Source organism: Vibrio sp. T20, assembly GCF_007858795.1.
Classification (GTDB): domain Bacteria; phylum Pseudomonadota; class Gammaproteobacteria; order Enterobacterales; family Vibrionaceae; genus Vibrio; species Vibrio satsumensis.
This window is the reverse complement of sequence record NZ_VFEB01000202.1, coordinates 1-14,333: the sequence shown is the minus strand read 5'-3', so window position 1 is coordinate 14,333 and position 14,333 is coordinate 1. Positions and strand designations below refer to the sequence as shown.

Here is a 14,333-nt window from a genome sequence, read left to right as displayed (position 1 = left end):
TCTTTGTGATTTTACTTTCATGACACTCAATGCTCTGTATTAAGTGTCTACTTTTATGGGGTCACATCAATTTTTGAAAAATGGAGCAGATAAGACAAGCAAAAATACCAAACATCGTGGTGCAATTACTTAGTATAGATTTCCTTATTCTACAGATACAAAAAAGCCGAGCTAATGCTCGGCTTTTGTATTAAGAACCTAGTATAGATTACTCAGCAGCTTCTTCAGCAGCTGGGCGGTCTACAAGCTCAATGTAAGCCATTGGAGCTTTATCACCAGTACGGAAACCACATTTAAGAATGCGAGTGTAACCACCTTGGCGAGCCGCGAAACGCGGGCCTAGTTCATTAAATAGTTTTGCCACAACTTCGTTATCACGAGTGCGAGCAAATGCAAGACGACGGTTAGCAACACTGTCTGTCTTAGCTAGGGTAATCAATGGCTCAATTACGCGACGTAGTTCTTTTGCTTTAGGCACGGTAGTTTTAATAACTTCGTGACGAACAAGAGAGCTAGCCATGTTGCTGAACATCGCTTTGCGATGACTGCTGTTGCGGTTGAGTTGACGACCACTTTTACGATGGCGCATGACCTAATCCTTCTAACTTTTCGATTAATCTTCAGCGATTGACGCTGGTGGCCAGTTTTCTAGACGCATGCCTAGAGACAGACCACGTGAAGCAAGCACATCTTTAATCTCTGTAAGAGATTTCTTACCAAGGTTTGGCGTTTTAAGTAGCTCAACCTCAGTGCGCTGTACAAGATCACCGATGTAGTGAATCGCTTCTGCTTTCAAACAGTTAGCAGAGCGAACTGTTAGTTCAAGATCGTCTACAGGACGTAGTAGGATAGGATCGAATTCTGGCTTCTCTTCCTTCTCCTCAGGTACACGTACATCACGAAGATCTACGAACGCATCCAGTTGTTCAGCTAAAATAGTAGCTGCACGGCGGATTGCTTCCTCAGGTTCTAGAGTACCGTTCGTTTCCATATCGATAACAAGCTTGTCTAAATCGGTACGTTGTTCTACACGTGCCGCTTCTACAGCGTAAGCGATTTTATCAACCGGGCTGTAAGTAGCGTCAACTAGTAGACGACCGATAGGACGCTCATCTTCTTCAGTATGGATACGAGCTGAAGCTGGAACGTAACCACGACCACGTTCTACTTTGATACGCATAGCGATCTCAGCATTGTCATCCGTTAGGTGACAAATTACGTGCTCAGGGTTAGCGATCTCTACATCACCATCGTGGGTGATGTCACCTGCAACAACAGGGCCTGAGCCTGATTTGTTCAGTGTAATAAACACTTCATCTTTGCCTTCAGCAACGCGTACAGCCAAACCTTTAAGGTTTAGAAGGATTTCCAGGATATCTTCCTGAACGCCTTCTTTAGTGCTGTATTCGTGTAGCACACCTTCGATTTCAACTTCTGTTACGGCACAACCCGGCATAGAAGATAGAAGAATGCGGCGAAGAGCATTACCTAGAGTGTGGCCGAAACCGCGCTCTAATGGCTCAAGAGTTACTTTCGCGTGTGTCGTATTGATCTGTTCAATGTCAACAAGACGCGGCTTAAGAAATTCTGTTACAGAACCCTGCATTGTGTCCTCTCTTTTTTTAACCTTACTTAGAGTAAAGTTCGACGATCAAGTGTTCATTGATGTCAGCTGATAGGTCAGAACGCTCAGGCATACGCTTGAATGTACCTTCCATTTTGCCAGCATCTACTTCAATCCAAGTTGGCTTTTCACGTTGTTCAGCAACTTCTAGAGCCGCTTTAATACGAGATTGCTGTTTAGCTTTCTCGCGGATAGAAACAACGTCGTTTGCCGCTACTTTGAAAGAAGGAACGTTTACAACTTTACCGTTAACTAGGATAGACTTGTGGCTAACTAGTTGACGAGATTCAGCACGAGTAGCGCCAAAGCCCATACGGTAAACTACGTTATCAAGACGACCTTCAAGAAGCTGAAGCAGGTTTGCACCTGTGTTGCCTTTAAGACGTGCAGCTTCTTTGTAGTAGTTGCGGAATTGTTTTTCTAGAACGCCGTAGATACGACGAACTTTTTGCTTCTCACGAAGCTGAACGCCATACTCAGATAGACGACCGCGACGAGCGCCGTGTACACCTGGTGCGTTATCAATTTTACACTTGGTATCGATCGCACGGACACCAGACTTAAGGAATAAGTCAGTACCTTCGCGACGGCTAAGCTTCAGCTTAGGACCCAAATATCTTGCCATGATCTTTCTCCAATATTCCTAGAAACGAAACTTAAACGCGACGTTTCTTAGGTGGACGACAACCGTTATGAGGGATTGGTGTCGCATCAACAATGTTAGTGATACGGAAACCAGCAGCGTTCAGTGCACGAACAGTAGATTCGCGACCTGGACCTGGACCCTTAACCATAACTTCCAAGTTCTTTAGGCCATATTCTTTAGCCATTTCACCACAACGCTCAGCTGCAACTTGTGCTGCGAACGGAGTAGATTTACGAGAACCACGGAAACCTGAACCACCTGCTGTAGCCCATGCAAGAGCGTTGCCTTGACGGTCAGTGATAGTTACGATTGTGTTGTTGAAAGAAGCATGAATGTGCGCTACGCCATCAGCTACTTGCTTGCGTACGCGCTTACGCGCGCGAGTTGGTTGTTTTGCCATTGTACTCTACCTTATCCGACTATTTCTTGATCGGCTTGCGCGGACCCTTACGGGTGCGAGCGTTGGTTTTAGTACGCTGTCCACGTAGTGGTAGACTGCGACGATGACGAAGACCGCGGTAACAGCCAAGGTCCATAAGACGCTTGATGTTCATCGATACTTCACGACGTAGATCACCTTCTACAGTGTACTTAGCTACACCATCACGCAGTTGATCGATCTGCTCTTCAGTTAGTTCACTGATCTTAGCATCTTCAGCAATACCCACTTCAGCTAGAATAGCTTGAGAGCGAGTTTTACCGATACCGTAGATTGCAGTAAGTGCAATTACAGAATGCTTATGATCAGGAATGTTAATGCCGGCTATACGGGCCATTATTCACTCCTAAGGGGTTCATAAAAGAATTATCCGCAGCAAAGCCCGTTATGGATACGCTGCGGCATACTACTTCTTTTGCACGCAAAAGGTAGGCCGAGGAATATACTCGACTCTACCTTGTATTTCAAGTAAAAATTTCTGCTAATTAGCCTTGGCGTTGCTTATGCTTTGGCTCACTGCAAATCACGCGAACGACACCGTTACGCTTGATAACTTTACAGTTACGGCAGATTTTTTTAACGGAAGCACGAACTTTCATTGCTAAACTCCGTAAATGGAATCGAAATAATTACCACCGAATTAACGGCCGTAACCTTTCAGATTCGCTTTCTTTAACACAGAATCATACTGTTGTGACATCAGATGAGTCTGTACCTGTGCCATGAAATCCATGATAACTACCACTACGATTAGTAGTGATGTGCCGCCGAAGTAGAAACGAACGTTCCACGCGACCATCATGAATTCAGGAATCAGACATATAAAAGTAATGTATAGAGCGCCCGCAAGGGTTAGTCTAGTCATCACTTTATCGATATATTTCGCTGTCTGCTCACCTGGGCGGATACCGGGTACGAATGCACCAGACTTCTTCAAGTTATCAGCTGTTTCACGTGGGTTAAACACCAACGCTGTATAGAAGAAACAGAAGAAGATGATAGCTGCTGCATAAAGCATTACATACAAAGGTTGACCTGGGCTAAGAGCTAATGACACGTCAGTTAACCAACCGAACGCGCTGCTTTCACCATTTTGACCAAACCACTGCGCTAATGTTCCTGGGAACAAAATAATACTTGATGCGAAAATCGCTGGAATAACACCTGCCATATTAATCTTAAGAGGCAAATGAGAGCTTTGTGCTGCAAAAACTTTACGACCTTGTTGACGTTTCGCATAGTTAACGACGATACGGCGTTGACCACGTTCCATGAAAACTACGAAGTAAATAACAGCAAAAGACAATACAGCAATCAACAGCAGAAGAAGCACATGCAATTCACCTTGACGCGCTTGCTCGATTGTTTGACCGATTGCAGAAGGCAATCCAGCAACAATACCTGCAAAAATCAGAATGGAAATACCATTACCGATTCCTCGCTCAGTGATTTGTTCACCTAACCACATTAAGAACATGGTACCAGTTACTAAACTCACGGTAGCAATAAGCGTAAACATGGTTTGGTTGATAACAACCAGATTGTCGACCATGTTTGGTAAGCCTGTTGCGATACCAATAGCTTGGAATGTTGCAAGTACAAGCGTGCCGTAGCGTGTATATTGGCTTATCTTACGACGGCCTGCTTCACCCTCTTTCTTGAGTTCCGCTAACGCTGGATGAACTACAGTTAGCAATTGGACTACGATCGATGCCGAAATGTACGGCATGATACCCAATGCTAATATAGATGCACGCTCAAGAGCACCACCGGAGAACATGTTAAACATTTCAACGATGGTACCTTTTTGCTGATCGAACAAATCGGCAAGTACAGCTGCGTCAATACCAGGGATCGGCACAAAAGAGCCGGCTCGGAATACTAAAAGTGCACCAATTACGAATAATAAGCGCGACTTTAGTTCACTTAAGCCGCTCTGAGCACTACGAAAATCTTGTCCTGGTTTCTTAGCCATCTGTACCTCGTTCCTCGAGATTATTCCTCGATTTTACCGCCTGCAGCTTCGATTGCAGCTTTAGCGCCTTTAGTCACGCGTAGACCTTTAACAGTCACAGCTTTGCTTAGGTCACCAGAAAGAACGATCTTAACAAATTCGATGTTCTTAGTGATAACGTTAGCAGCTTTAAGGCTGTTAAGATCAACTACGTCACCTGTTACTTTCGCTAGCTCAGCTAGGCGAACTTCAGCAGACACTAGGCTCTTACGAGAAGTGAAACCGAATTTAGGTAGACGTTGTTTTAGAGGCATTTGACCGCCTTCAAAACCTGGACGAACAGAGCCGCCAGAACGTGACTTTTGACCTTTGTGACCGCGGCCACCTGTTTTACCAAGGCCAGAACCGATACCACGACCTACACGCTTCTTAGAAGGTTTAGAGCCAGCAGCCGGTGATAGAGTATTCAAACGCATTCTGATTACTCCTCAATCTTAACCATGTAGTAAACCTTGTTGATCATACCGCGTACGCACGGAGTATCTTCAAGTTCTACTGTATGGTTGATGCGACGAAGACCTAGACCTTTAAGACACGCTTTGTGCTTAGGTAGGCGACCAATTGAGCTTTTAGTTTGAGTTACTTTAATAGTTGCCATCGTGTGCTTACTCCGAAATAGATTCAACAGTTAGACCACGTTTAGCAGCAACCATTTCTGGTGACTTAACGTCTACTAGAGCACCAATCGTTGCACGAACGATGTTGATCGGGTTCGTTGAACCGTATGCTTTAGAAAGTACGTTATGTACGCCCGCAACTTCAAGTACAGCACGCATTGCACCACCGGCAATAACACCTGTACCTTCTGCAGCTGGCTGCATGTAAACTTTAGAGCCCGAATGACGACCTTTCACCGGGTGGTGAAGAGTGCCTTCGTTAAGCGATACTGTAACCATGTTACGGCGCGCTTTTTCCATTGCTTTTTGAATCGCAGCAGGTACTTCACGAGCTTTGCCGTAACCGAAACCTACGCGACCGTTACCGTCACCAACTACTGTTAGTGCAGTAAAGCTCATGATTCGACCACCTTTAACCGTCTTAGATACACGGTTAACTGCGATCAGCTTTTCTTGCAAATCATTAGCTTGTTGTTGTTCTTTAGCCATCTTCCAACCCTACCTTAGAATTTCAGACCAGCTTCGCGAGCAGATTCTGCTAGCGCCGCTACTCGACCGTGGTATTGGAAACCAGAACGATCAAATGCAACTGAAGCTACGCCTTTTTCAAGAGCGCGCTCAGCAACAGCTTTACCAACTGCTTTAGCTGCATCAACGTTACCAGTGTTCTTAACTTGCTCACGGATCGCTTTTTCTACAGTAGAAGCAGCTGCGATAACCTCAGAGCCGTTTGCCGCGATAACTTGTGCGTAAACATGGCGAGGAGTACGGTGTACTACCAGGCGAGTTGCACCAAGTTCTGCAATCTTACGACGTGCACGTGTAGCACGACGGATGCGAGATGCTTTCTTATCCATAGTGATACCTTACTTCTTCTTAGCTTCTTTAGTACGCACATTTTCATCTGCGTAACGAACACCTTTGCCTTTGTAAGGCTCAGGAGCACGGTAAGAACGAATGTCAGCCGCAACTTGACCTACTACTTGCTTATCGCAACCAGTAATGATGATCTCAGTTTGGCTAGGGCACTCAGCTTTAATACCTTCAGGTAGAGCGTGCTCTACTGGGTGAGAAAAACCAAGAGTTAGAGCTACAGAGTTGCCTTTCATAGCAGCACGGTAACCAACACCCTTAAGAGTTAGCTTCTTAGTGAAGCCCTCAGTAACACCCATAACCATGTTATTAACTAGAGCGCGAGCTGTACCAGCTTGTGCCCATGCGTTAGTAACACCTTCTTTCGGACCGAAAGTTAGGTTGGTTTCTTCCTGTGCAATAACTACGGCGCTGTTAAGAACGCGAGTAAGCTCACCTTTGCTACCTTTTACAGTAACTTCTTGGCCGTTTAGTTTCACCTCTACGCCAGCTGGAATAGCGACAGGTGCTTTAGCAACACGAGACATAATCTACTCCTTAAGCTACGTAACAGATGATTTCACCGCCAAGACCTGCTTTACGAGCAGCACGGTCAGACATCAGACCCTTGGAAGTAGAAACAACTGCAATACCAAGACCACCCATCACTGTAGGTAAAGAGTCTTTATTTTTATAAACTCTTAGACCAGGACGTGATACACGCTTGATTTGCTCGATTACAGGTTTAGCTTGGAAGTACTTAAGAGTAACTTCTAGCTCAGGTTTTGCTTCGCTGTTAACAGCGAAGTCTACGATGTAACCTTCAGCTTTAAGTAATGCAGCAATTGCAACTTTAAGCTTTGAAGAAGGCATTTTTACAGCAACTTTGTTTGCTGCCTGACCGTTACGAACTCGGGTCAGCATATCCGAAATCGGATCTTGCATGCTCATAAGATTTACTCCAAATGATTAAGTGGCAATTACCAGCTAGCCTTACGAAGACCCGGAATCTCGCCTTTCATGCAAGCTTCACGAACCTTAATGCGGCTTAGACCGAATTTACGTAGGTAACCGTGTGGACGACCAGTTTGGTTGCAACGGTTGCGCTGACGTGATGCACTTGAATCACGTGGAAGAGATTGCAGTTTAAGAACCGCATTCCAACGATCTTCTTCAGATGCGTTTACATCGCTAATGATAACTTTTAGCGCAGAACGCTTTTCAGCGAACTTAGCTACTAGTTTTGCACGTTTAGCTTCACGTGCTTTCATTGATTGTTTAGCCATAACAGTAACCCTACCCTTACTTACGGAATGGGAAGTTAAAGGCAGCCAGCAGAGCTCGGCCTTCCTCATCGGAACCCGCAGAAGTCGTGATAGTAATATCAAGACCGCGGACACGATCGACTTTATCGTAGTCGATTTCCGGAAAGATGATTTGCTCGCGAACGCCCATGCTGTAGTTACCGCGACCGTCAAAAGACTTAGCGCTAACACCACGGAAATCACGTACACGTGGAAGTGCGATAGAGATTAAACGCTCTAAAAATTCCCACATGCGCTCACCACGCAAGGTTACTTTACAACCAATTGGGTAGCCTTCACGAATTTTGAAACCAGCTACAGATTTACGCGCTTTAGTGATAAGTGGCTTTTGACCAGAGATCGTTGCCATATCAGCTGCTGCGTTTTCTAGCAGTTTCTTATCGTTGATTGCTTCACCAACGCCCATGTTTAGGGTGATTTTCTCAATCCTAGGGACTTGCATGACGCTTGTGTAGCTGAACTCTTTGGTAAGCTCAGCGACTACAGACGACTTGTAGTAATCATGCAGTTTCGCCATAGTAGAACTCCAAATTACTTCTAATTAGTTAGAAACAGTTTCGCCGTTAGATTTGAAGAAACGAACTTTCTTGCCATCTTCGATACGGAAACCGATACGGTCTGCTTTACCAGTAGCCGCGTTAAAAACAGCAACGTTAGAAGCATCAATAGCTGCTTCTTGTTCAACGATGCCACCTTGTTGACCTAGAGCCGGAACCGGCTTTTGGTGTTTCTTAACAAGGTTGATGCCTTCAACGATAACTTTACCAGTTGTCAGAACCTTAGTTACTTTACCTTTCTTGCCTTTATCTTTACCAGCAAGAATGATTACTTCGTCATTACGACGGATTTTAGCTGCCATATTGCCGCTCCTTACAGAACTTCAGGTGCTAGTGATACAATCTTCATGAATTTCGCGTTACGAAGTTCACGAGTCACAGGACCAAAGATACGTGTGCCGACTGGTTGCTCAGTAGTGTCATTTAACAATACACAAGCATTACTGTCGAAGCGAATGACAGAACCGTCTGGGCGACGAACGCCTTTACGGGTGCGCACTACTACCGCCTTCAGAACATCACCTTTCTTTACTTTACCGCGAGGAATCGCTTCCTTCACTGTAACCTTGATGACGTCACCGATATGTGCATAACGGCGGTGAGAGCCACCCAGAACCTTAATACACATTACCTTGCGCGCGCCAGAGTTATCTGCTGCGTCAAGTGTACTTTGCATCTGGATCATTGTTAGTGCTCCGCTAAATATTAAAACTAGACCCTCTCGGGTCGGGCTGCCTCTTTAAAAGGGACGCGAATTGTACCACCCTTTTTTTAAATTGGGTAGACAAAAAACAAGCGGCTCCAAAAAATTATTTGGAGCCGCTTATAAGTTATAGAATTACAAAGATTAAATCTTCGCTTTTTCTAGAACTTTAACCAATGTCCAAGACTTAGTCTTAGACAGAGGACGACACTCAGCGATTTCAACTTTGTCGCCTAGGCCACAAGTGTTGTCTTCGTCGTGTGCGTGTACTTTAGTCGTGCGTTTGATGAACTTACCGTAAATTGGGTGTTTTACAGTGCGTTCAATAGCAACAACGATAGACTTGTCCATCTTGTCGCTTACTACACGGCCTTGCTGGATGCGGTTAGTTTCGCTCATTATGCGCCTGCCTTTTCAGTCAAAACAGTTTTCACACGTGCGATGTCACGGCGTACAGCTTTTAGAGTATGAGTTTGCTGTAGTTGACCAGTTGCAGCTTGCATGCGCAAGTTGAACTGTTCACGTAGCAAATTCAATAGCTCAGCGTTAAGCTCTTCAACGTTCTTTTCGCGTAGATCTTGTGCTTTCATCACATCACCTGCTTAGTTACAAAAGTAGTTTTAACAGGCAGTTTACGTGCCGCTAGGCGGAACGCTTCACGTGCCAACTCTTCAGGTACGCCATTCATCTCGTACATAACTTTGCCTGGTTGGATTTGAGCAACCCAGTACGCAACTGAACCTTTACCTTTACCTTGACGAACTTCAAGAGGCTTTTCAGTAATCGGCTTGTCTGGGAATACACGGATCCAGATTTGACCTTGACGCTTAATGTGACGTGTCATAGCACGACGTGCCGCTTCGATTTGACGTGCAGTCAGACGACCACGGCCAACAGCTTTAAGACCGAATTCGCCGAAGCTTACTTCAGTACCTTTAGCTAGACCACGGTTACGACCAGTCATAACCTTGCGGAACTTAGTACGTTTTGGTTGTAGCATCGTTCGACTCCTTACTTACGGCCTTTACGCTGCTTCTTAGGCTTATCGCCTTTTGGCTCTACTGCGTTAGCAGCTGGCATACCGCCTAGAATCTCACCTTTGAAGATCCAAACTTTAATGCCGATCACACCGTATTGAGTGTGAGCCGAAGAAGTTGCGTAATCAATGTCTGCACGTAGAGTGTGTAGAGGCACACGGCCTTCACGGTACCACTCAGAACGTGCGATTTCAGCACCGCCAAGACGGCCGCCTACTTGTACTTTGATGCCTTTAGCGCCTAGACGCATAGCATTTTGTACCGCACGCTTCATTGCACGACGGAACATAACACGACGCTCTAGTTGAGACGCGATGCTATCAGCTACAAGCTGACCATCTAGCTCAGGCTTACGTACTTCAGCGATGTTAATTTGCGCTGGTACACCTGCGATTTTAGCTACAGCTGCGCGTAGCTTCTCTACGTCTTCACCTTTCTTACCGATAACAACGCCAGGACGAGCTGTGTGAATAGTCACACGGATGCTCTTAGCTGGACGCTCGATAACGATACGAGATAATGATGCTTTTTGTAGTTCCTTTGTAAGGAACTGACGTACCTTGAAGTCGCCGTCTAGGTTGTCAGCGAATTCGTTGGTATTAGCAAACCATGTAGCATTCCAAGGCTTAACGATGCCAAGACGAATACCATTAGGATGTACTTTCTGACCCATTGCTTACTCTCCTAGTCTTTAGCGATCTGCTACAACAATAGTGATGTGGCTTGAACGCTTCAAGATACGATCCGCACGACCTTTAGCACGAGGCATAATACGCTTCATGATAGGGCCCTCATCTACGAAGATTTTAGCGACATTTAGATCGTCGATATCTGCACCTTCGTTATGTTCCGCGTTAGCGATAGCTGACTCAAGAACCTTCTTAACTAATACAGCAGCTTTTTTGTTGCTGAAAGTTAGAATTTCTAGAGCTTGGTCTACCGACTTACCGCGAATTTGGTCTGCAACTAAGCGAGCTTTCTGTGGAGAAATACGAGCAAAGTTATGTTTAGCTAAAGCTTCCATCATCTACTCCTTATTTCTTCTTAGCTTTCTTATCTGCAGCATGACCGCGATAAGTACGAGTTGGTGCAAATTCGCCCAGTTTGTGACCGATCATTTCTTCGGTAACGAAAACTGGAACGTGCTGACGACCATTATGGACAGCGATGGTCAAACCAATCATTGTTGGGATGATCATTGAGCGACGGGACCAAGTCTTAATAGGCTTTTTGTCTCCGCTTTCCACCGCTTTCTCTACCTTCTTCAGCAAGTGTAGGTCAATAAAAGGACCTTTCTTGAGAGAACGTGGCATGGCGATTCCTCTTTATAAATTATTTAGTGCGACGACGTACGATGTACTTGTCAGTGCGCTTGTTCTTACGAGTCTTGAAGCCCTTAGTAGGAACGCCCCAAGGAGAAACTGGGTGACGACCACCAGATGTGCGGCCTTCACCACCACCATGTGGGTGATCCACCGGGTTCATTACTACACCACGTACGGTTGGACGTACGCCGCGCCAGCGTGAAGCACCAGCTTTACCAAGTTCACGTAGCATATGCTCAGAGTTACCAACTTCACCGATCGTTGCACGACCTTCAGAAAGTACTTTGCGCATCTCACCAGAACGTAGACGGATAGTTACGTATGCACCATCGCGAGCGATGATTTGAGCATAAGCACCAGCCGAACGAGCTAGTTGAGCACCTTTACCAGGCTTAAGTTCAACACAGTGTACAGTAGAACCTACTGGGATGTTGCGCATCGGCAGAGTGTTACCTGCTTTGATTGCAGCATCTACGCCAGATTGAATCTGGTCGCCTGCGTTAACACCTTTAGGTGCAATGATGTAACGACGCTCACCGTCTGCGTACAGAACTAGAGCGATGTTAGCACTACGGTTTGGATCGTATTCTAGACGCTCAACTTTCGCTGGGATGCCATCTTTAGTACGTTTGAAGTCAATTACACGGTAATGGTGCTTATGACCACCACCGATGTGACGTACTGTAATACGACCGTTGTTGTTACGACCACCGTTCTTAGAGTTTTTCTCTAGAAGTGGTGCGTATGGCTTACCCTTGTGTAGGTCAGCGTTAACAACTTTAACGACGTGACGACGACCAGGGGAAGTCGGCTTACATTTAACAATAGCCATTTTTACTACTCCTGTTATTCCGCGCCGCCAACGAAGTCAAGATCTTGACCTTCTTTCAAAGTAACGTAGGCTTTTTTCACGTCTGAACGACGGCCTTCACGCATACCTTGACGTTTGGTCTTACCCTTTAATACAAGAGTATTTACAGACTTAACTTCAACTTCAAATAGCTTTTCTACAGCTGCTTTGATCTCTTTCTTAGTTGCATCTTTAGCTACTTTGAAAACGATAGTGTTCGCTTTCTCAGCTGCCATAGTTGCTTTTTCAGAGATGTGCGGAGCACGTAGAACTTTTAAGATACGCTCTTCAGTGATCATGCTAGCATCTCCTCAACTTGCTTAACTGCGTCAGCAGTCATTAGAACCTTGTCGAAAGCGATTAGTGATACTGGATCAACACCAGCAACATCACGTGCATCTACTTTGTATAGGTTACGAGCAGCTAAGAATAGATTTTCATCTACTTCGCCAGTCACAATCAGAACGTCGCTTAGCTCAAGCTCTTTAAGCTTAGCTACAAGTTCTTTTGTTTTTGGTGCTTCTACAGAGAAGTTATCAACAACGATTAAACGCTCTTGACGAACTAGCTCAGAAAGAATGCTCTTCATAGCACCGCGGTACATTTTTTTGTTTACTTTTTGGCTGTGATCTTGTGGTTTCGCAGCAAAAGTAACACCACCTGTACGCCAGATTGGGCTACGAATTGTACCAGCACGTGCGCGGCCAGTACCTTTTTGACGCCATGGCTTAGCGCCACCGCCAGATACTTCAGAACGAGTCTTTTGAGCACGAGTACCTTGACGAGCACCTGCTGCATATGCAACAACTACTTGGTGTACAAGAGCTTCGTTGAAGTCACGTCCGAAAGTAGTCTCGGAAACAGTTAGTGCATCAGCACCTTTAACCATCAATTCCATTACTTACTCCTAGACGTTATGCTTTAACAGCAGGTTTTACGATCACGTTTCCGCCTGTTGAGCCCGGTACTGCACCTTTAATAAGGAGTAGATTGCGCTCAGCGTCAACACGTACGATCTCTAGGTTTTGAGTCGTTACACGCTCAGCACCCATGTGACCTGCCATTTTCTTGCCTTTAAACACGCGGCCTGGAGTTTGACATTGGCCAATTGAACCCGGTGCGCGGTGAGACAAAGAGTTACCGTGAGTCATATCTTGAGTAGAGAAGTTCCAACGCTTGATAGCGCCTTGGAAGCCTTTACCTTTAGATGTACCAGTAACGTCTACTTTTTTAATTTCGTTGAAAAGTTCTACGTTTAGCTCAGCGCCAACTTCAAACTCTTCGCCGTTTTCTAAACGGAATTCCCAAAGACCGCGACCTGCTTCTACACCCGCTTTCGCGAAGTGACCAGCTTCAGGTTTAGTTACACGGTTAGCTTTCTTAGCACCAGTAGTTACTTGGATTGCTGCGTAGCCGTCTGTCTCAAGAGTTTTAACTTGAGAAATACGGTTCGCTTCAACCTCAACAACAGTTACTGGGATAGAAACGCCTTCTTCAGTAAATACGCGGGTCATACCCACTTTACGTCCGACTAGACCAATCATTATTCTTATCTCCCTTAACCTAGGCTGATTTGAACATCAACGCCAGCTGCAAGATCAAGACGCATTAGAGCATCAACAGTTTTATCTGTTGGCTCAACGATGTCGATCAAACGCTTGTGAGTACGGATTTCGTACTGATCACGTGCATCTTTGTTGACGTGTGGAGAGGTAAGAACAGTGAAACGCTCTTTACGAGTAGGAAGTGGAATAGGACCACGAACCTGTGCGCCAGTACGTTTTGCTGTTTCAACGATTTCCGCAGTTGAAGCATCGATTAGCTTGTAATCAAACGCTTTAAGGCGGATACGAATACGTTGGTTCTGCATGAGACAGAGCTCCAATTATTAAAAATTACACAAACAATATCGCCACTCAAGCCCGATAAAACGAGAGAATGCCGATTGATTTATGTGAAACCGTAGCATCCAAAATTAGGACGCATTGTCAGTTAACTTTTGAAGCAAACAAAAAGTTTACTATTTTTATTAACCGCGAACATAAGCTGAGTATACATTACTAGGTAAGACCTACTCCTCAGTGCTCATTGGTTCACAACCAGCGTTAGCCAGTGCGATGCATTATACAGATCACACTTTAGTATGCAAGTAGTGTTGGAAAAATAATCGGAATTTATTGGAAGTTGGTTTTGTATCGAGAGGGAAGAAGATAGATGGAAGGTAATATTTCTTTCGAGAAAACAAAAGGGAAGCCGAAGCTCCCCTTTTCAGATGCGTGCTCTTCTAATGAAGAGTGTGCAAAAATCTAAATGCTATTAAGCGAAGATTTTAGCTACAACACCA

Annotated in this window: 28 protein-coding genes; all 28 read right to left on the bottom strand. The window is 45.2% G+C overall.

Annotated elements, in window-relative coordinates; all coding sequences use genetic code 11:
• Positions 1–208: 208 nt before the first annotated feature.
• Positions 209–589 carry a 50S ribosomal protein L17 gene (gene rplQ, locus FTW16_RS21395; protein WP_004729812.1) on the bottom strand — a complete coding sequence of 127 codons (381 nt, stop codon included), beginning with the start codon at positions 587–589 and terminating at the stop codon, positions 209–211.
• 24 nt (positions 590–613) lie between these two features.
• Positions 614–1,606 carry a DNA-directed RNA polymerase subunit alpha gene (locus tag FTW16_RS21390; protein ID WP_004729813.1) on the bottom strand — a complete coding sequence of 331 codons (993 nt, stop codon included), beginning with the start codon at positions 1,604–1,606 and terminating at the stop codon, positions 614–616.
• Positions 1,607–1,628: 22 nt separating this feature from the next.
• Positions 1,629–2,249, bottom strand: coding sequence for a 30S ribosomal protein S4 (gene rpsD / locus FTW16_RS21385; RefSeq protein ID WP_004738777.1), 621 nt, complete (start codon positions 2,247–2,249; stop codon positions 1,629–1,631).
• Between the two features lie 31 nt (positions 2,250–2,280).
• Positions 2,281–2,670 carry a 30S ribosomal protein S11 gene (gene rpsK / locus FTW16_RS21380; RefSeq protein ID WP_004738778.1) on the bottom strand — a complete coding sequence of 130 codons (390 nt, stop codon included), beginning with the start codon at positions 2,668–2,670 and terminating at the stop codon, positions 2,281–2,283.
• Between the two features lie 19 nt (positions 2,671–2,689).
• Positions 2,690–3,046: a 30S ribosomal protein S13 gene (rpsM, locus tag FTW16_RS21375; RefSeq protein WP_004738779.1), complete on the bottom strand. Its 357-nt coding sequence runs from the start codon at positions 3,044–3,046 to the stop codon at positions 2,690–2,692.
• A gap of 148 nt (positions 3,047–3,194) precedes the next feature.
• A complete protein-coding gene (rpmJ, locus tag FTW16_RS21370) occupies positions 3,195–3,308 on the bottom strand; it encodes a 50S ribosomal protein L36 (RefSeq protein ID WP_000868186.1) in 114 nt (37 codons plus the stop codon).
• A 41-nt stretch (positions 3,309–3,349) separates the two neighbouring features.
• The gene (gene secY, locus FTW16_RS21365; RefSeq protein ID WP_004738781.1) at positions 3,350–4,684 is read right to left on the bottom strand and encodes a preprotein translocase subunit SecY; all 1,335 of its coding nucleotides are present in this window, start codon (positions 4,682–4,684) and stop codon (positions 3,350–3,352) included.
• 20 nt (positions 4,685–4,704) lie between these two features.
• Positions 4,705–5,139 (bottom strand): 50S ribosomal protein L15, encoded by a 435-nt coding sequence (rplO, locus tag FTW16_RS21360; protein ID WP_004736758.1) that lies wholly within the window; start codon positions 5,137–5,139, stop codon positions 4,705–4,707.
• Positions 5,140–5,144: 5 nt separating this feature from the next.
• Complete coding sequence (gene rpmD / locus FTW16_RS21355; protein WP_004736756.1) at positions 5,145–5,321, bottom strand: 50S ribosomal protein L30; 177 nt, start codon at positions 5,319–5,321, stop codon at positions 5,145–5,147.
• A 7-nt stretch (positions 5,322–5,328) separates the two neighbouring features.
• Positions 5,329–5,829 carry a 30S ribosomal protein S5 gene (gene rpsE / locus FTW16_RS21350; protein ID WP_017061307.1) on the bottom strand — a complete coding sequence of 167 codons (501 nt, stop codon included), beginning with the start codon at positions 5,827–5,829 and terminating at the stop codon, positions 5,329–5,331.
• 14 nt (positions 5,830–5,843) lie between these two features.
• Positions 5,844–6,197 carry a 50S ribosomal protein L18 gene (rplR, locus tag FTW16_RS21345; protein WP_004738784.1) on the bottom strand — a complete coding sequence of 118 codons (354 nt, stop codon included), beginning with the start codon at positions 6,195–6,197 and terminating at the stop codon, positions 5,844–5,846.
• Positions 6,198–6,206: 9 nt separating this feature from the next.
• Positions 6,207–6,740, bottom strand: coding sequence for a 50S ribosomal protein L6 (gene rplF / locus FTW16_RS21340; protein WP_017061308.1), 534 nt, complete (start codon positions 6,738–6,740; stop codon positions 6,207–6,209).
• Positions 6,741–6,750: 10 nt separating this feature from the next.
• Entirely contained in the window at positions 6,751–7,143 is a 393-nt protein-coding gene (gene rpsH / locus FTW16_RS21335; protein WP_017061309.1) for a 30S ribosomal protein S8, read from the bottom strand.
• Between the two features lie 29 nt (positions 7,144–7,172).
• Positions 7,173–7,478 carry a 30S ribosomal protein S14 gene (rpsN, locus tag FTW16_RS21330; protein WP_004738789.1) on the bottom strand — a complete coding sequence of 102 codons (306 nt, stop codon included), beginning with the start codon at positions 7,476–7,478 and terminating at the stop codon, positions 7,173–7,175.
• A 16-nt stretch (positions 7,479–7,494) separates the two neighbouring features.
• Complete coding sequence (rplE, locus tag FTW16_RS21325; protein ID WP_004738790.1) at positions 7,495–8,034, bottom strand: 50S ribosomal protein L5; 540 nt, start codon at positions 8,032–8,034, stop codon at positions 7,495–7,497.
• 24 nt (positions 8,035–8,058) lie between these two features.
• Entirely contained in the window at positions 8,059–8,376 is a 318-nt protein-coding gene (gene rplX / locus FTW16_RS21320) for a 50S ribosomal protein L24 (RefSeq protein ID WP_004738792.1), read from the bottom strand.
• An 11-nt stretch (positions 8,377–8,387) separates the two neighbouring features.
• Positions 8,388–8,759, bottom strand: coding sequence for a 50S ribosomal protein L14 (gene rplN, locus FTW16_RS21315; protein WP_004736740.1), 372 nt, complete (start codon positions 8,757–8,759; stop codon positions 8,388–8,390).
• A gap of 162 nt (positions 8,760–8,921) precedes the next feature.
• On the bottom strand, positions 8,922–9,176 hold the full coding sequence (rpsQ, locus tag FTW16_RS21310) for a 30S ribosomal protein S17 (RefSeq protein WP_004736739.1): 255 nt from the start codon (positions 9,174–9,176) through the stop codon (positions 8,922–8,924).
• The gene (gene rpmC / locus FTW16_RS21305; RefSeq protein ID WP_004736737.1) at positions 9,176–9,367 is read right to left on the bottom strand and encodes a 50S ribosomal protein L29; all 192 of its coding nucleotides are present in this window, start codon (positions 9,365–9,367) and stop codon (positions 9,176–9,178) included. Before rpmC ends, rpsQ begins: the two co-directional genes overlap by 1 nt.
• Positions 9,367–9,777: a 50S ribosomal protein L16 gene (gene rplP / locus FTW16_RS21300; protein ID WP_004736736.1), complete on the bottom strand. Its 411-nt coding sequence runs from the start codon at positions 9,775–9,777 to the stop codon at positions 9,367–9,369. The genes rpmC and rplP overlap by 1 nt, the downstream gene beginning before the upstream one ends.
• 11 nt (positions 9,778–9,788) lie before the next feature.
• Complete coding sequence (rpsC, locus tag FTW16_RS21295) at positions 9,789–10,487, bottom strand: 30S ribosomal protein S3 (RefSeq protein ID WP_004736734.1); 699 nt, start codon at positions 10,485–10,487, stop codon at positions 9,789–9,791.
• 18 nt (positions 10,488–10,505) lie between these two features.
• A complete protein-coding gene (gene rplV / locus FTW16_RS21290) occupies positions 10,506–10,838 on the bottom strand; it encodes a 50S ribosomal protein L22 (protein WP_004736732.1) in 333 nt (110 codons plus the stop codon).
• A gap of 10 nt (positions 10,839–10,848) precedes the next feature.
• The gene (rpsS, locus tag FTW16_RS21285; protein WP_004736729.1) at positions 10,849–11,127 is read right to left on the bottom strand and encodes a 30S ribosomal protein S19; all 279 of its coding nucleotides are present in this window, start codon (positions 11,125–11,127) and stop codon (positions 10,849–10,851) included.
• Between the two features lie 19 nt (positions 11,128–11,146).
• A complete protein-coding gene (gene rplB / locus FTW16_RS21280) occupies positions 11,147–11,971 on the bottom strand; it encodes a 50S ribosomal protein L2 (protein WP_010435149.1) in 825 nt (274 codons plus the stop codon).
• A gap of 14 nt (positions 11,972–11,985) precedes the next feature.
• Positions 11,986–12,288 (bottom strand): 50S ribosomal protein L23, encoded by a 303-nt coding sequence (gene rplW / locus FTW16_RS21275; RefSeq protein WP_004736765.1) that lies wholly within the window; start codon positions 12,286–12,288, stop codon positions 11,986–11,988.
• Positions 12,285–12,887: a 50S ribosomal protein L4 gene (gene rplD, locus FTW16_RS21270; protein WP_004738803.1), complete on the bottom strand. Its 603-nt coding sequence runs from the start codon at positions 12,885–12,887 to the stop codon at positions 12,285–12,287. The genes rplW and rplD overlap by 4 nt, the downstream gene beginning before the upstream one ends.
• 16 nt (positions 12,888–12,903) lie before the next feature.
• Complete coding sequence (gene rplC / locus FTW16_RS21265; RefSeq protein ID WP_004736763.1) at positions 12,904–13,533, bottom strand: 50S ribosomal protein L3; 630 nt, start codon at positions 13,531–13,533, stop codon at positions 12,904–12,906.
• Between the two features lie 14 nt (positions 13,534–13,547).
• Positions 13,548–13,859 (bottom strand): 30S ribosomal protein S10, encoded by a 312-nt coding sequence (rpsJ, locus tag FTW16_RS21260; RefSeq protein ID WP_004736761.1) that lies wholly within the window; start codon positions 13,857–13,859, stop codon positions 13,548–13,550.
• Between the last annotated feature and the right edge of the window lie 474 nt (positions 13,860–14,333).

What these genes read in the sequence shown, in the direction of transcription:
- rplW (WP_004736765.1), bottom strand. Translation starts at nt 12,288, where the DNA reads ATGATCACTGAAGAGCGTATCTTAAAAGTTCTACGTGCTCCGCACATC.
- rpsS (WP_004736729.1), bottom strand. Translation starts at nt 11,127, where the DNA reads ATGCCACGTTCTCTCAAGAAAGGTCCTTTTATTGACCTACACTTGCTG.
- rplC (WP_004736763.1), bottom strand. Translation starts at nt 13,533, where the DNA reads ATGATTGGTCTAGTCGGACGTAAAGTGGGTATGACCCGCGTATTTACT.
- FTW16_RS21390 (WP_004729813.1), bottom strand. Translation starts at nt 1,606, where the DNA reads ATGCAGGGTTCTGTAACAGAATTTCTTAAGCCGCGTCTTGTTGACATT.
- rplQ (WP_004729812.1), bottom strand. Translation starts at nt 589, where the DNA reads ATGCGCCATCGTAAAAGTGGTCGTCAACTCAACCGCAACAGCAGTCAT.
- rpsK (WP_004738778.1), bottom strand. Translation starts at nt 2,670, where the DNA reads ATGGCAAAACAACCAACTCGCGCGCGTAAGCGCGTACGCAAGCAAGTA.
- rplV (WP_004736732.1), bottom strand. Translation starts at nt 10,838, where the DNA reads ATGGAAGCTTTAGCTAAACATAACTTTGCTCGTATTTCTCCACAGAAA.
- rpsC (WP_004736734.1), bottom strand. Translation starts at nt 10,487, where the DNA reads ATGGGTCAGAAAGTACATCCTAATGGTATTCGTCTTGGCATCGTTAAG.
- rpsJ (WP_004736761.1), bottom strand. Translation starts at nt 13,859, where the DNA reads ATGCAGAACCAACGTATTCGTATCCGCCTTAAAGCGTTTGATTACAAG.
- rpsN (WP_004738789.1), bottom strand. Translation starts at nt 7,478, where the DNA reads ATGGCTAAACAATCAATGAAAGCACGTGAAGCTAAACGTGCAAAACTA.
- rpmJ (WP_000868186.1), bottom strand. Translation starts at nt 3,308, where the DNA reads ATGAAAGTTCGTGCTTCCGTTAAAAAAATCTGCCGTAACTGTAAAGTT.
- rplN (WP_004736740.1), bottom strand. Translation starts at nt 8,759, where the DNA reads ATGATCCAGATGCAAAGTACACTTGACGCAGCAGATAACTCTGGCGCG.
- rplP (WP_004736736.1), bottom strand. Translation starts at nt 9,777, where the DNA reads ATGCTACAACCAAAACGTACTAAGTTCCGCAAGGTTATGACTGGTCGT.
- secY (WP_004738781.1), bottom strand. Translation starts at nt 4,684, where the DNA reads ATGGCTAAGAAACCAGGACAAGATTTTCGTAGTGCTCAGAGCGGCTTA.
- rpsH (WP_017061309.1), bottom strand. Translation starts at nt 7,143, where the DNA reads ATGAGCATGCAAGATCCGATTTCGGATATGCTGACCCGAGTTCGTAAC.
- rplD (WP_004738803.1), bottom strand. Translation starts at nt 12,887, where the DNA reads ATGGAATTGATGGTTAAAGGTGCTGATGCACTAACTGTTTCCGAGACT.
- rplO (WP_004736758.1), bottom strand. Translation starts at nt 5,139, where the DNA reads ATGCGTTTGAATACTCTATCACCGGCTGCTGGCTCTAAACCTTCTAAG.
- rpsE (WP_017061307.1), bottom strand. Translation starts at nt 5,829, where the DNA reads ATGGCTAAAGAACAACAACAAGCTAATGATTTGCAAGAAAAGCTGATC.
- rpmC (WP_004736737.1), bottom strand. Translation starts at nt 9,367, where the DNA reads ATGAAAGCACAAGATCTACGCGAAAAGAACGTTGAAGAGCTTAACGCT.
- rpsQ (WP_004736739.1), bottom strand. Translation starts at nt 9,176, where the DNA reads ATGAGCGAAACTAACCGCATCCAGCAAGGCCGTGTAGTAAGCGACAAG.
- rplX (WP_004738792.1), bottom strand. Translation starts at nt 8,376, where the DNA reads ATGGCAGCTAAAATCCGTCGTAATGACGAAGTAATCATTCTTGCTGGT.
- rpsD (WP_004738777.1), bottom strand. Translation starts at nt 2,249, where the DNA reads ATGGCAAGATATTTGGGTCCTAAGCTGAAGCTTAGCCGTCGCGAAGGT.
- rpsM (WP_004738779.1), bottom strand. Translation starts at nt 3,046, where the DNA reads ATGGCCCGTATAGCCGGCATTAACATTCCTGATCATAAGCATTCTGTA.
- rplE (WP_004738790.1), bottom strand. Translation starts at nt 8,034, where the DNA reads ATGGCGAAACTGCATGATTACTACAAGTCGTCTGTAGTCGCTGAGCTT.
- rplF (WP_017061308.1), bottom strand. Translation starts at nt 6,740, where the DNA reads ATGTCTCGTGTTGCTAAAGCACCTGTCGCTATTCCAGCTGGCGTAGAG.
- rplR (WP_004738784.1), bottom strand. Translation starts at nt 6,197, where the DNA reads ATGGATAAGAAAGCATCTCGCATCCGTCGTGCTACACGTGCACGTCGT.
- rpmD (WP_004736756.1), bottom strand. Translation starts at nt 5,321, where the DNA reads ATGGCAACTATTAAAGTAACTCAAACTAAAAGCTCAATTGGTCGCCTA.
- rplB (WP_010435149.1), bottom strand. Translation starts at nt 11,971, where the DNA reads ATGGCTATTGTTAAATGTAAGCCGACTTCCCCTGGTCGTCGTCACGTC.